The organism is Marinobacterium sedimentorum (genome assembly GCF_024267675.1).
In the GTDB taxonomy this organism is placed as follows: Bacteria; Pseudomonadota; Gammaproteobacteria; order Pseudomonadales; family Balneatricaceae; genus Marinobacterium_A; species Marinobacterium_A sedimentorum.
In genome coordinates this window covers 1-14,192 of record NZ_JALDYX010000057.1, presented here as the reverse complement: position 1 = coordinate 14,192, position 14,192 = coordinate 1, and the positions used below count along the sequence as shown (strand labels likewise).

Genomic DNA, 14,192 nt, shown 5'->3' with positions numbered 1-14,192 from the left:
TGCCCTACGAACGCGTCCGCGAATACTTCGAGGACCAGGTCGGCATCCCGCTCAGCGCGGGGGCGCTGGTCAACTTCAACCAGGACGCCTTCGACAAGGCGGCGGGCTTCGAGCGCTGGGTCAAGGACCGCCTGGCCGAGTCGGACCTGGTCCACGCCGATGAAACCGGCATCAACATCGGCGGCCAGCGCCACTGGCTGCATTGTGCGTCTAATGACGGCCTGACCTGGCTGGCGCCCCATGTGCAACGGGGCCACGAGGCCATGGACGAGATCGGTATCCTGCCGCGCTTCCAAGGCGTGCTCTGTCACGACCACTGGAAAACGTATTACCGCTATCAGTGCCGCCATGCGCTGTGCAATGCCCACCATCTGCGGGAACTGGAGCGTGCCTGGGAGCATGACAACCAGGCCTGGGCGAAGCGCATGCAGACCCTGTTGCGCACCATGGCCGATGCGGTCAACAATGCCGGCGGCTGCCTGCCACCGGACAAGGCGCAGGGGTGGCGCACGGCGTATCGACAGTGTTTGGCGAAGGCGGAACAGGAATGTCCGCCACCGGATGAAAGCCAGCGGCAGGGCAAGCGCGGTAAGCTCAAACGCTCCCGGGCCCGCAACCTGCTGGAGCGGCTGCGCGACTATGAGGCGGATGTGCTGCGCTTTCTGGACGATCCGGCGGTTCCGTTTACCAATAACCAGGGTGAACGGGACATCCGCATGTTCAAGGTGCAACAGAAGATCTCTGGCTGCTTCCGTTCGATGGACGGGGCGCAGGTCTTCTGTCGTGTGCGCAGCTATCTGTCAACGGCGCGCAAGCAGAAGCTGAGTGCCTCCGATGCATTGATGCACCTGTTCGAGGGGCGTGAGCCACCGTTCATGATGGTAGCGACTGATAATAATCAGAACCTTTTAAATCAAACCAGCTGAATAGTTACGTCATACACTTCTACCCTCTTGTGCTGGTACGCCCGCCGGGCGGGTCGCATAATGCCGCACCAAATTGTAGCGCATCGAAAAATTTATGCTTATGCAGTGCCTTGTTGGGAGTTCACAGGGTCAGGTCTTGCTTTTTGCCCCTGCGATACGATAGCAGAGCAAAAGACAAGACCTAACCCCCGAGCCTGGATTCAATTGATGAGCTCGGCGATAAGTATTAATAGGTATACTGTCCCCGGAATTAGCGGCCTGAAATTCCGAATACGTAATTTAAATTTTCTTTACTGCTCGGGTTCTCGGAATCTACAACTTCGTTCATTGCATCTCTGGCTCCTTCCATATGAAAGAGAAAGATCTGGGTGTATCTGTCAATCGAGCGAACTATTTCGAGTAATTCCTCGTTGTCTGTTCGTTTTTTACGAATCTCATCCCGAAGCTCTCTGAGGTTCCACGACTTTTTCATTAGTGTTTAGTACCAGCCATTAGTTATTCCGATATTGAGAGTAGGCTTACATGCACTAGGCACCGCAACCCTTTTACTCTAATTTTTGGCATTCCATCCGTAACTTGGAGAAAGGCCGCTTTTTATAGCAATATTTTTTCGCCTAGCCCAATTCGATGGATGCTCTACCTTTACGTAAGTGAGACTTATTTCTTCAAGAGCGAATTTAACAAGCTCCCAATTCTTGATTTTTTCACTCCCTGTTGTACAAGCGTTTATTATTAAATCACCTTCACTATACATGGACTCTATCCTTTCTTGAAAATCATTCTTGCCGCCATGTTTCCAAACCTCGGCGAAAATACGATCTCTAAAATACTTCGTGGGATGCCCAAGCGAACACTGATACTGAACTGCGTTAACCAAAACCAACGGATAAGTATTCTCTTGTAGGTATTGCGAAAGAGAACATGCCTCGCCAAACAACCTCCGAATGTTTTCGCCTGTAACACCCTTAGCAGGACCTATTTCGCCAACGTACTCATCAATATGCGGGCTTTCTAGAATGAGAAATACCGCCTGACTTCCTCGGCGACTCCATGAATCAATATTTTTCCGCTCTGCAAAATCGGTATTTTCGTTATTGCTACTTGGCGACGTAATACTACCTGCCCCAACTATTACCTCGCCGACAAACTGGTCGGGGCAACACCCTGGACTTTTGTATTTCAGTAGCACAGTTTTTACAGCTTCTGTAAACTTAATGTCATTCATATTATCACTTTAATAGTGGGCTGATGAAATCTATTTCGAAGTTGGCGAGACATGAGCTTTCATTAATGAACATGCGTACTTAATAACCAATCTTGGCTAGTATACATATTTCCATCCCCACCTTTCCCTTTCGTCCAGATTGATTGTCAGGATCGAATTGAATCATGAGATGTGGGCCTGCTGGTACAAAATACCGAGACATCCTTGCCATATATAACCTCCTTCTCCAACAAAGGTTCTATCATGCGACGACATTATATCAGATCGCGGGATCAGGCATACTGTCCCCGGAATGCCCTGTTTCTTCTAAAGAACTCGGCTTCTCGTTAAATCGATTTTCTAATGTTGCAATTCTATCTTTTAAAGATGAGTTCTCGTCTTTAAGTCTTTTAATTTGCATATCTTTTTTGTTTTCTTTTTTGGGTACGGTCAACAGCATTTCCAATTCATCTTTATATGGCATGATTGGCTGATATAACCGATGAAATGCAATACCTATAGCTCCTCTGAATAGAGAAAGTTCCGGACAATTATCGCCGGACGCTAAAATATGACTAGTGGCTATTCCTGGGTATGGATCTATATATACAATTCTAGAAATGCCGAGCTGATAAGCTTTCTTAGCACATAGCTCACATGGACTGGCTGTGGTAAATAGAATACCGCCTTTTATTTTTTGTCCACCATACTTTGAAATTTGCAAAAATGCATTTTCTTCGGCATGCAAGGATCTAGTGTGAACTTGGTTCTTTTCGTTTTCTACTTCATTTTGTATATCTTTGAAACAGTATGCTAAATTTCTACCCTTATCTATAGATTTAGCGATCAGTCGAGTATATTTTTCCTCAACGGCACCTCTGAACCCTTCGTCATTCCTCTCATAGAAGCTATACGCATCAGAATCAATACCATCTATAAGATGACCTGCACTTCTAAGTAAACACGGGACTTGGCCCTGAGGTGTATTATTCCAACCTACTGCCTTTACTGAGTAAAACTCATCTGTAACAATTGCACCAACTTGCCTTGAAATACATCCCGAGTTTTGTTTAACGCTATAAGCTATCTGCATACAGCTTTCAGTCGACGTAGGCATAACTAGGCCCGGGTGTGTCATTAAAGAAACATACCAAGCTAGTTGGCTTGCCAACTCACTTGTTCCAAATTGATCCTTTCTTGGATTATTAATATGAATATCTGATATTTCTATACATTTTTGTATATTTTGAGATATGAATTTTTTTTCGCCGACTAATCTTTTAGGGTATTCTTTTTCATCTAAGTTTTTTATTTGTACATCCGTAAACTTATGGCTTTTTCTAAGATGCGCTAACCTATTTGAATTATCGGTATTGATTGATACAAGAAAAAATCCGGCATATCTCTCTCTGAAGTATACTGCTTCATATGGATTTCTTATTGCGTCAATAATGATATAGCACTTCGTTTTTTTGTTTCTTGCATTATGGCGAGCAGACTTAATTATTCCGTTTATAGTCTCTGAAAAATTGAATATTTTTTCTGGGTTGAATTCGCTTCTGTCGGCGCGGCCAGAAGAGCGTATGTTGTCACCAAGCCGCTGATAAACTGTAGTGTAAGCCCCTAATGATATTTTCTTTAATGCTTCCCGTATTTCATCTGAAAAGTCTTTTAACTCTTTGAAGTATAGATTATAGGATGAGACTAGATTCGATCCTTCAGTTTCAATAGTGGACTCGCCCCCTTCTATATACTTTTTTATCTTTAGATGAAAAATATCGTATTCATCTTTGAAGTAATATATTTTAGATTTAACGACGTCAAGATCTTCTTTTAGTATGCCACTTACAAGATTCATAAACTCTGAAAAATTTAATTCCAACAAATACCCTGTTATAACAGCTCTAATTTGAAGCCATTCGAATGCCTGCCATTTTTTGTCTATATAGTTTTTAATAATACGATATTTTCTGGCTTCATTTCCCTTGAAGTGAGATGAGCCAACGTCTGGCAAAGGAAGCTTTTCCTGAGAAAGCAGAGCAGCACTGGTAGAGCATCCAGAACCGGTTCTTCCCGTAAAGCCTATAACTATAAAATCACTAGATTGATCAAAGACAACTTCCAGTGCCGTTGATACTTCTTCAGGTTTCTCGAACATTTATCGCCCTTGTATTTTAAAGTTTATTAAGATTTAAAACCCATTACTTCGAATTTAAACTAAATTCGACACTCTTTTAAATTTATTAAAACAATAAAAAAGATACTTCAGAATTCACAGCCATTCTCCTCCATTGAAAACGTGCATGCATGTTTGAATTCGAGGCTATGTGCGCTATCCGACAGCCCTCAATCCCTTTTCGGATAATGATGTACCATTTCTGTTCGTTTCGCCATCGGAAAGCGTCGCTAATTTATGACAAAGCATTTGCTAAATTGACCGATAACCAATATTCGCTTGAATCAACAACGCCAAAATCACCAATTTCCGAATATTCTGAATATTCCGACTTTTTGAATGTATATCGAATAACAGCGACGCAGAGATTTAAAAAGAAAGGCATGCAGCACAGCTACACAAGCAGCAGAGGAGCGGGCGCTCCCCTGCCGGAGGGTCAGGCGGCGTCGACGGTGGGTGCGGCGCGGCTGAGGTGATAGTCGCTATCACCCAGCAGTGCCTGGAGTACGCGGATGCGCTTGAAGTAGAGGCCGACATCGAGTTCATCGGTAACACCGATGCCGCCGTGCATCTGCACCGCCTCGTTGCTGATCCTGTCGGCCATCTGGCCGACTTTCCATTTTGCCAGGCTCACCAGCTGGGGGGCCTGCTCATCGTTGCTGTCAATGGCGTGCAGCGCTGCCATGAGGCTGCTGCGTGCCAGCTCCAGTTCGACAAAGGCCCAGGCGGCGCGGTGCTGCAGCGCCTGGAAGGAGCCGATGGGCGCATCGAACTGCACTCGCGTACGCAGGTAATCCAGCGTCGTCTGGAACAGCTGTTCGCAGGCGCCCTGCAGTTCGGCGGCGATGCAGACGCGGCCACGGTCCAGCGCCGCATCCAGCAGTGCTTTGCCCTGGTCCAGTTCACCGATCAGGCAGTCCGGCGCCAGCTCAACCTGCTTTAGCGACAGGCGCGCGGTGTTGCGCGAATCGATCAAAGACTGGCGCGTGACGCAGACACCCTGGGTGCCGGCCGGGACTATAAACAGGCTGATGCCCTCCTTACCGGTCGCAGACGCTTTAACAGTCGCAGACGCTGGCGATTCCAGGGTGCGCGCCGCGACTATCCAGCCGTCGCTGCCCAGACCATCGACCACCATGACCTTGTCGCCGTTCAGCTCAAAGCCGTTATCGGTGCGGGTGGCGCTCAGGCTGATCTGCTCGGGGTTGTGGCGGGCGCCTTCATCCACCGCCAGCGCCAGGCGCTTGCTGCCGGCGATCAGCGCGCTCAGCCACTCGTTCTGCTGCGCCTCACTGCCGCCCTGCTCCAGGATGGAGCCGCAGAGCACGATGGACGACAGCAGCGGCGAGGCGCTGAGCTGCCGACCGGCAGCCTCGAACACGGCCCCCATGCCCTTGTAGCCGAATTCCAGCCCGCCGAGGGATTCCGGAAAGGGGATGGCCGTCCAGCCGAGCTCCGTCATCTCGTTCCAGAGCGCGGTTTCAAACCCCTGCGCGTTGCCGCCATCACGCAGGGCACGCAGGGCCGATACCGGGCTGCGCTCGGCGAAAAACTCCTGCGCCGTGTCCAGCAGCATGCGCTGCTCTTCGTTGTAGATCAGGCTCATTTGGCGCCTCCTTTACTGGCATCGGGCAACTGCAGCACTCGTTTGGCAATCACGTTGAGCTGCACTTCAGAGGAACCGCCGGCGATGGTCTGGGTGTAGCTCATGAGCCAGGCCTTGCTGATGGCCAGCTCCTGGCTGCTGAACTCGTCGCCGTCCCAGCCCAGGGCGCGGTGCCCCATGGCATCGACCAGAATTTCGAACTTGGTCTTCTCCTGCTCGGTGTGCACCAACTTCATGATCGACGCTATGCCACCGACATCCTGACCGGCACGGGCGGCTTCGCCCATGCGCTGCACGGTGAGGTTGTAGGCCTGCTCATCCAGCGCACAAGCCTGGGCACGGGCTTCAAGCACAACCTCGGAGGCGGTTTTCGCCACCGGCAGATAGTCACGCAGAATCGCCATCAGGTCGAAGTGGGTCGGCAGGCTGAACTCGCCAAACTTGGACATGGCGCTGCGCTCATGCTGCAGCAGTTTTTTTGCCAGCGTCCAGCCACCGTTGAGTGGCCCGATCAGGTTGTCTTTCGACACCTTGACGCTGTCGAAGAACACCTCGCAGAAGGATGACTTGCCGCTAATCAGATCGATCGGGCGGGCCTGCACACCCTCGGCGTGCATATCCAGCACCAGCAGGCTGATGCCCGCCTGCTTGCTGCCGGAATTATCGGTACGCACCAGGGCGTACATCCAGTCGGACTGATCACCGTAGGAGGTCCAGATTTTGCTGCCATCCACCACGAAATGATCACCTTGATCCCGCGCCGTGGTACGGATATTGGCGAGATCAGAACCGGCATTGGGTTCGCTGAAGCCCTGGCACCAGCGCACCTCGCCCCTTGTCATGGGCGTCAGCAGGCGCTGTTTCTGTTCTTCAGTGCCGTACTCCAGCAGCACGGGCCCCAGCATCCAGATACCGAGGTTGATCTGCGGCGGACGGCAGCGCAGGCGCTTGAGTTCCTGTTCCAGCACCGCCACCTCTTCCGGCGCCAGGCCGCCACCGCCGTAGGCTTCTGGCCAGGCGGGGCAGAACCAGTTGCGATCCCGCATGCGCTCGAACCACAGGCGCTGATCCTCGTTGTCAAACTCGATCCGGGAGCCGCCCCAGACCAGCTCGCCCGCGGCGGCCGGCCCGCGCAGCGATGCCGGGCAGTTGGCCTCCAGCCAGGCGCGGGTCTGGGTACGGAAAGTCTCAAGTGAACTCATACAGCTTTCTCCTTGGTGGCCCATTCTTAGCGGGCGGTGCGCGGCATGCCCAGACCGAACTGAGCGATCAGTTCGCGCTGGATCTCGTTGGTGCCGCCGCCAAAGGTCAGGGTCACCGATGCGCGTACTTCATATTCAAGCTCACCCAGCAGCAGCGAGGCGGCCGAACCTTCCCGGATCATGCCGCTGGTACCCAGGATATCGGCCAGCCGGCGCAGGATTTCAATGGCCGATTCGGAGCCGAACACCTTGGTGATCGAGGCCAGGGCCACATCCATCTGGCCCCGCTCCAGATCCGCTGCGATGCGAAAGTTGATCAGGCGCATGGCTTCCAGCCGCGCGTAACACTCGGCCAGGGCCGTGCGTACCCAGGCCTTGTCCATCGCACAGCGGCCGCTTTCATCCACGGACTTGGCCCAGAGGTAAACGCGGCGAAAGAGCCCCACGACCTTGTCGGACCAGGACCCCAGCCCCAGGCGTTCGTGGTTGAGCTGCGAGGTGATCAGCTTCCAGCCGCCGTTCAGCTCGCCGACCAGCATCTCGCGCGGTACCTGCACGTTATCGTAGTAGGTCGCCGCCGTCGGGTTGGAGCAGGTCGGGATCAGGGTATGGGAAAAACCCTCATCCTGCGTATCGACAATCAGGATGGACACGCCCTTGTGGCGCGGCAAATCCGCATCGGTGCGGGCCGCCAGCCAGATATAGTCGGCCGAATCGGCGCCTGAGGTCCAGAGCTTGTTGCCGTTGACGACAAAACCCTGCTCCTCGACCCGGGCACTGGTCTTGAGCATCGCCAGGTCCGAGCCGGCATCGGGCTCGGAGTAGCCGATGGCAAAGTTGATCTCGCCCCTGGCGATGCCGGGCAGGAACTTTTCCTTCTGCAGCGCGGTACCGTGCTGCATCAGCGCCGGCCCCACGGTGCTGATGGTGACGAAGGGTAGCGGCGCACCGGCGATATTGGCTTCTTCGAAGAAGATCAGCTGTTCGGTGGCGGCATAACCCTGGCCGCCATGCTCCTTGGGCCAGCCCACGGCCAGCCAGCCATCCCGGCCCATCTGGCGCACGGTCTGGCGGAACTCGTCGCCACCCTCCTTGCCGCGCAGCGAGCTGCGCAGTTCCGGCGTCATCAGGCCGGTGAAATAGTCCCGGATCTTGTGTCGCAGCGCATGCTGCTCGGGTGTCAGATCTACAAACATGGTGACCTCCTTAGCGGGCGCTCAGAATCAGACCACTGGTGGGCACGCCGGTACCGGCGGTTACCAGCACGTTTTCAACGTCGTCCACCTGGTTGGCCGCGCTGCCGCGAACCTGGCGCACCGCCTCGGCAACGCCGTTCATGCCGTGGATATAGGCTTCGCCGAGCTGGCCGCCGTGGGTGTTGATTGGCAGCTTGCCCCCGCGGGCATGGTGACCGGCACGGATAAAGTCCTTGGCCTCGCCGCGCTTGGCAAAGCCGAACTCCTCCAGCTGCGGCAGCACGAAGGGCGTGAAGTGGTCGTAGATCACGGCGGTCTGGAAGTCTTCCGGCCCCAGGCCCGACTGGCTATAAAGCTCGCGCGCCACCACGCCCATCTCCGGCAAGCCGGTGATGTCTTCGCGGTAGTAGGAGGTCATGACCTGCTGGCCATCGGCGATACCCTGGGAGGCGGCCTTGATGAGCACCGGCTTCTGTTTCAGGTCCTTCGCACGCTCGGCGCTGGTGATCACCATGGCCACGGCGCCGTCGGACTCCTGACAGCAGTCCAGCAGGTGCAGCGGCTCGCAGATCCAGCGCGACGCCTGGTGGTCTTCCAGGGTGATAGGCTTCTGGTAGAAGAAGGCGTTGGGGTTGGTGGCGGCAAAGTCGCGCACCGCCACGGCAACGCGGCCGAAATCTTCCGAGGTGGCGCCATAGGTGTGCATGTAGCGCTGGGCGAACATGCCGACCCAGGCCGCCGGGGTATGGAAGCCGTGCGGCATGTACCAGCCGTAGTTGATGTTTTCAAAAATAGGACTGTCGCCGAAGCCGTAATTACCGTTGCCAAAACGATACCAGGAGCGCTCGTTCATGGCCCGGTAGACCACCACTGTCTTGGCCACGCCGGTGGCCACGGCCATGGCCGCATGCATGATGGGGGCGCAGGCCGCGCCGCCGCCGTGGGGAATCTGGGAGAAGAACTTCACGTCCTTGCAGCCCAGCAGGCGGGCGATCTCGTACTCCGGCACCTTGTCCACCGAGTAGCTGCTGAAACCGTCCACCTCGGATGGATCGATACCGGCATCGGCCAGGGCCGCCAGCGTCGCTTCCATGGCCAGGCGCAGTTCGGTACGGCCGGAGTTCTTGGAAAATTCAGTGGCACCAAGCCCGGCTATCGCGGCCTTGTTGCTGATCGATTCGTTCATTGCTGTTCTCCTCCGGCTCAGGGCAGGGTCACCGCCACCGTGCCGGTGACGTGGTTGCCCATGGAATTCTTGCCCCTGAGGGTCACTTCGACGGTGCGGCTGCTGGCATCCAGCGCCGTGATCTCGCCCTGGAACTGCATGCAGTCGCCAGGATAGTTGGGCGCGCCCAGGCGGATGCGCAGATCCCTGAAGCGGCCCTGGGGCCCGCTCCACTGTTCGACAAAGCGTTCCACCAGGGCACTGGTGGTGAGGATGTTCATGAACACATGGGGCGAGCCCAGTGACTGGGCCGCATCCTTGTCGTGGTGGCCCGGAAAGTAGTCGCGGGTGGCGATGGCGCCGCCGGTGATCAGGGCCACGGTGACTGGAATGTCCAGTGCCGGCAACTGATCACCGAGGCTGACATCTTCAAAGCGTGTTGTTTTCATCGAGGTCATATTTCCATCCCAGGGTATCGTGAGTTGCCAGCCAATCGCCCAGGCGTTCGAGCGTGGCCCGGCTGCCGCCCAGGCTCAGGCTCAGGGCACGGCTCCAGTAGAGATAACGGTGGATCGGATAGGTCAGATCGACGCCGATGCCCCCATGTACGTGTTGCGCCTTGTGACCAACACTGTGGCCGGCCTCGCAGGCCAGCCAGGCCGTTGCCAGGGCTTCGGAGGGTGCCGGCAAGCCGGCATCGATGCGGTAGCACAGCTGCCAGAGCGCGGAGCGCAGCGTCTCGACCGCCACCTGGCAGTCGGCCATGGCCATCTGCACCGCCTGGAACTGGCCGATGCGGCGCTCGAACTGGGTGCGCTCGCTGACATATTCCACGGTGCGGCGGATCTGCTCCTGGCTGACCCCCAGCTGCAACGCCGCCTGGGCCGCAATGGCACGCTCGTCCAGCCACTGGGTGGCGGCGACCGGCAGCACGGCCTCTGCCGCCACCTGCACCTGGTCAAACACCAGGTCGGCCACGCTTTCGCCCTGCGTCAGCACGCCGTCGATGCGGCTCAGCCCTTTGCTGCCAAGCGCCACACAGACCGGGCGCACGCCCTGCGCCGTCTGCGCCAGCACCAGGGCCGCCGCGGCTTCGGTCGTGCCCGGCACCGCCATGGCGCGGCCATTCAGCAGCCAGCCGCCTGGCGCCTGGGTGGCGGTCAGCGCCAGGCCCCTGGCACGGCTCTGATCGGTCAGCGAGAGTGTCAGCACCTCGGTTCCGGCCGCAGCCGACGCCAGCAGTCCGGCAAAATAACCCGGCGCGAACTCAGCCAGCGCGGTGGCCGCAACCTGATGACGCCACAGCGGCACCAGGCCCAGTCCACGCCCCTGGGCTTGCAGCACCAGCATCAGCTCGGTCATGCCAAGCCCGCTGCCACCGGCATGCTCGGGTATGTAAAGCGAGTGCAGGCCGGTCTCGATGCAGGTCTGCCACAGCTCCGTCATCTGGGTGGCGCCGGTCTCGTCGAAATCGCGCAGCCGCTCATCGGTACAAAAGTCGGTGAAGAGCCCGCCTGCCATATCGGCAATGGCGTTCTGCTCTTCGGTCAATGTGAAATCCATGCTGGCTCCTCAGTCCGATACCGGGCGAAACAACGGCAGGGTCAACTGGTCATCAAAGGTCTGAAACTCGACCCTGACCCGCTGGCCAATCTTCAGTTCGTTACGGTCGACGCCGACCAGGCCCGCCGGCAGGCGCACGCCTTCATCCAGCTGGATCAGGCCGATCGGGTTGGGGTGATCGAAGGGCGCCACTTCCGGGTAGTGCATGACGACGAAGGAGTAGAGCTCGCCGCTGCCTTTGGCGATGCGATAGCCCAGATCGAAGCTGTGGCAGTGCTGGCACACCGGTGCCGGCGGATGCTGCAGCTTGTTGCAGGCCTTGCACTGCTGGATGCGCAGCTCGCCGGCGTCGCAGCCTTCCCAGAAGAAGCGGGTGTCGTCGCTGATGCCCGGTAACGGCCGCTTGGCCGCCGGCCGTTCGGATGCCGCGGCCGGGGCAGGCTTTGCCGCCTGCGCCGGCTTGAACTTGAACACCCGGAACAGCAGCTCGCCGACCTTGTCGTCCGCACCCGCCTGCTCCGAATAGAAGGTCATGACCTGGGTCACGAAGAAGCCGGTGCCAAGGCCCGTGGTCTTCTCGTCGCTCAGGTCCTTGATCAGGGTGGTGTAATAGAGCTTTTCGCCCATTTCCAGGTAGCGCTCGAAGCTCAGTTCGGAATTCACCGCCACCACGGCCGGATAGCCCTGCGCCTCAATCAGCGAGAGCACCTCGTAGGGGTTTTCGTCGGTGGAGCCCGGCGGGTAGTTGTTCATGTGCAACCCCTCCAGGCACCAGGCCTGCAGCATGGCCGGCGGAGCCACGATATCGCCGAACTCGGTGGTGGCGGCATAGGCCGCATCGGTGTACAGCGGGTTATCGACCCCCATCACCTCGCACCACTGCCGCACCATCGCCGGATTCACCTCATCCCATGCGTAGATGCGGCCATATTCCCGCCCCACCATGGAACGTACTTCCGATAACCATTCGTAATCAGCCAAGTTACGTCTCCTTTCTAAACAATGGGGCCACCCGGACGCGGGTGGCGCCGGGTTGGGTTCAACTCTGGCCGGCATCGGCCTGCAGAAAGGCCGGACGCTCGCCACCGCCGTTGAGCAGCAGGTTGCAGCCGCTGGCGTAAGACGCGATCGGCGACGCCATGAACAGGCAGGCATTGCCGATATCCTGCGGCTGCGCCATGCGCCCGGCCGGAATGGTGGCGGCAACCGCCTGGATGCCGGCGTCGTCGCCGTAGTGCAGATGCGACTGTTCGGTCTGCACCAGGCCAGGGCTGACGGCGACTACGCGCACTTTGGGCGCCCACTCGACCGCCAGCGACTGCGCCAGCGACAGGATGCCGGCCTTGGCAGCGCCGTAGGCCGCGGTGCCGGGAGAGGCACGCAGCGCGCTGATGCTGCCGATAAACAGAATGCTGCCGCCCTGCGCCTGCTGCTGCATATGGCGGTTTGCCAGCTGCGCGATATTCAGCGGCGCGATCAGGTTCAGGCGCAGAATGCCTTCATGAAAGCGCGGCGACACATCTGCCGCCAGTGCGTGCGGGGCGCCGCCGGCGTTATTGACCAGAACATCCAGACGACCATGTTCGCGCACAATGCTTGCCAGCACGGCTTCGGCGGCGTCGTAATCACGCACATCCAGCGGCATGAACAGCGCCTCACGCCCATTTTCGGCAGGAAGCTGCTCGGGTTCGCTGCGACCGCAAACAATCACGGTTGCGCCGGCACCCAGAAATGAACGAGCGATACCGGCACCAATCCCCTTGGTGCCACCGGTGACCAGAACCACCTGCCCGGTGTAATCAAACTGTGCGGCCTGCATCTTGTTATCGCCCTCTTATTTTTGACCTGTGACCCAGTCTACTCAGCCGGGCAAGGGCGCTACTTCGTCTGAATGGACGATGTCTGCAGCCCTTTGGAGGGATCACAATCTGCTGCAACGTCAATCGAGTCAGCGAGGCCATCAGGTGCAGACGACCCAAGTTCCCGAGGACACCCTGCTACTGGAGCGCCCGGAGCCAGGCATAGCGGTGCTGCGCCTCAACCGGCCACAGGCCACCAACGCCCTGAGCCTGGAGCTGCAGCAGCAGTTGTCGCGGCGCTTTACCGAGCTTGCGAGCGACGACAGCGTGCGCTGCATCGTGCTCACAGGGGGTGACAAGGTATTTGCCGCCGGGGGCGACATCACCGGCCTGCTGGACGCCGACCCGATCGAAATATACAAGCGCCATACGGAACGCGTCTGGGCGCCTATCCAGCACTGCCCCAAACCGGTAGTCGCCGCCATCTGCGGCTATGCCTTCGGCGGCGGCTGCGAGCTGGCAATGCATGCCGATATCCTGATCGCGGGCGAGAGCGCCAGCTTCTGCCAGCCCGAGATCCGTATCGGCATCATGCCCGGCATAGGCGGCACCCAGCGCCTGGTGCGCGCCGTCGGCAAGGCCAAGGCCATGAGCATGGCCCTGACCGGGCGCCCGATCAGCGCCCAGGAAGCCTGGGTCGCCGGGCTCGTCAGCGAGGTCTGTGCCGACGCCGAGGTGCTGGATAAAGCGCTGAGTACCGCCCGCACCATCGCCCGCATGCCACCGCTGGCGGCGGAACAGATCAAGGAATGCATCATCGCCGGCATGGACGCCTCGCTTGAAAGCGCCCTGGCGCTGGAGCGCAAGGCCAATGCCATGCTGTTCGCCTCACGTGACCAGCGCGAAGGCATGCAGGCCTTCCTGGACAAGCGACACGCCCAATTCAAGGGGGAATAGCTACACGAGGATGGCCTTGATGGATCAACCGCCATCAGGCCTACGCGCAGCAGCAGTTTTTACGCAGTCACTCGACATTCGATCCGACAGGCAGCCAGCTACCAGCTGCCTGCAAAACGAGCACACCCTGAGTTTCGACCCCCGGCGGCCGCACAACCCCGGGGGTCTTTTTTTACGAGTGCGGGCCGCATCACCCCCGTAGGAGCGACGCCCCGTCGCGAATTCAGGTGCCAAATCTGTTCGCCGCGAGGCGCGGCTCCTACGGGCGCAGAGGAGTTTGCAAGATTGCGGGCCGCAGCATCCCCGCAGGAGCGACGCCCCGTCGCGAATTCAGGTGCCAAATCTGTTCGCCGCGAGGCGCGGCTCCTACGGGCGCAGAGGAGTTTGCAAGATTGCGG

General features: G+C 57.5%; 12 protein-coding genes. 2 read left to right on the top strand and 10 right to left on the bottom strand.

Features of this window, described 5'->3' with window-relative positions; translation table 11 throughout:
- A partial coding sequence (gene tnpC / locus MRS74_RS22855) for an IS66 family transposase (protein WP_254582598.1) occupies nucleotides 1–926 on the top strand: 926 nt, incomplete at its 5' end.
- Between the two features lie 550 nt (nucleotides 927–1,476).
- Here the strand turns inward: tnpC and MRS74_RS22850 are convergent.
- The 10 genes from MRS74_RS22850 to MRS74_RS22805 form a co-directional block, all read right to left on the bottom strand.
- Nucleotides 1,477–2,151, bottom strand: coding sequence for a hypothetical protein (locus tag MRS74_RS22850; RefSeq protein WP_254582597.1), 675 nt, complete (start codon nucleotides 2,149–2,151; stop codon nucleotides 1,477–1,479).
- A 259-nt stretch (nucleotides 2,152–2,410) separates the two neighbouring features.
- Entirely contained in the window at nucleotides 2,411–4,288 is a 1,878-nt protein-coding gene (locus MRS74_RS22845; RefSeq protein ID WP_254582596.1) for an anti-phage dCTP deaminase, read from the bottom strand.
- A gap of 454 nt (nucleotides 4,289–4,742) precedes the next feature.
- Nucleotides 4,743–5,912 (bottom strand): acyl-CoA dehydrogenase family protein, encoded by a 1,170-nt coding sequence (locus MRS74_RS22840; RefSeq protein WP_254582595.1) that lies wholly within the window; start codon nucleotides 5,910–5,912, stop codon nucleotides 4,743–4,745.
- Nucleotides 5,909–7,114, bottom strand: coding sequence for an acyl-CoA dehydrogenase family protein (locus MRS74_RS22835; RefSeq protein ID WP_254582594.1), 1,206 nt, complete (start codon nucleotides 7,112–7,114; stop codon nucleotides 5,909–5,911). The genes MRS74_RS22840 and MRS74_RS22835 overlap by 4 nt, the downstream gene beginning before the upstream one ends.
- Nucleotides 7,115–7,140: 26 nt before the next feature.
- Nucleotides 7,141–8,310, bottom strand: coding sequence for an acyl-CoA dehydrogenase family protein (locus tag MRS74_RS22830; RefSeq protein ID WP_254582593.1), 1,170 nt, complete (start codon nucleotides 8,308–8,310; stop codon nucleotides 7,141–7,143).
- Between the two features lie 10 nt (nucleotides 8,311–8,320).
- Complete coding sequence (locus MRS74_RS22825) at nucleotides 8,321–9,496, bottom strand: lipid-transfer protein (RefSeq protein WP_254582592.1); 1,176 nt, start codon at nucleotides 9,494–9,496, stop codon at nucleotides 8,321–8,323.
- A 17-nt stretch (nucleotides 9,497–9,513) separates the two neighbouring features.
- Nucleotides 9,514–9,924: a MaoC family dehydratase gene (locus MRS74_RS22820; RefSeq protein WP_254582591.1), complete on the bottom strand. Its 411-nt coding sequence runs from the start codon at nucleotides 9,922–9,924 to the stop codon at nucleotides 9,514–9,516.
- Nucleotides 9,905–11,038 carry an acyl-CoA dehydrogenase family protein gene (locus MRS74_RS22815; protein WP_254582590.1) on the bottom strand — a complete coding sequence of 378 codons (1,134 nt, stop codon included), beginning with the start codon at nucleotides 11,036–11,038 and terminating at the stop codon, nucleotides 9,905–9,907. Before MRS74_RS22815 ends, MRS74_RS22820 begins: the two co-directional genes overlap by 20 nt.
- Before the next feature lie 9 nt (nucleotides 11,039–11,047).
- The gene (locus MRS74_RS22810; RefSeq protein ID WP_254582589.1) at nucleotides 11,048–12,019 is read right to left on the bottom strand and encodes a bifunctional MaoC family dehydratase N-terminal/OB-fold nucleic acid binding domain-containing protein; all 972 of its coding nucleotides are present in this window, start codon (nucleotides 12,017–12,019) and stop codon (nucleotides 11,048–11,050) included.
- 58 nt (nucleotides 12,020–12,077) lie between these two features.
- Nucleotides 12,078–12,857, bottom strand: a complete 780-nt coding sequence (locus MRS74_RS22805) for an SDR family oxidoreductase (protein ID WP_254582588.1) — start codon at nucleotides 12,855–12,857, stop codon at nucleotides 12,078–12,080.
- Between the two features lie 145 nt (nucleotides 12,858–13,002).
- Between MRS74_RS22805 and MRS74_RS22800 the strand changes: the two genes are divergently transcribed.
- Nucleotides 13,003–13,794, top strand: a complete 792-nt coding sequence (locus tag MRS74_RS22800; RefSeq protein WP_254582587.1) for an enoyl-CoA hydratase — start codon at nucleotides 13,003–13,005, stop codon at nucleotides 13,792–13,794.
- Nucleotides 13,795–14,192 lie beyond the last annotated feature (398 nt).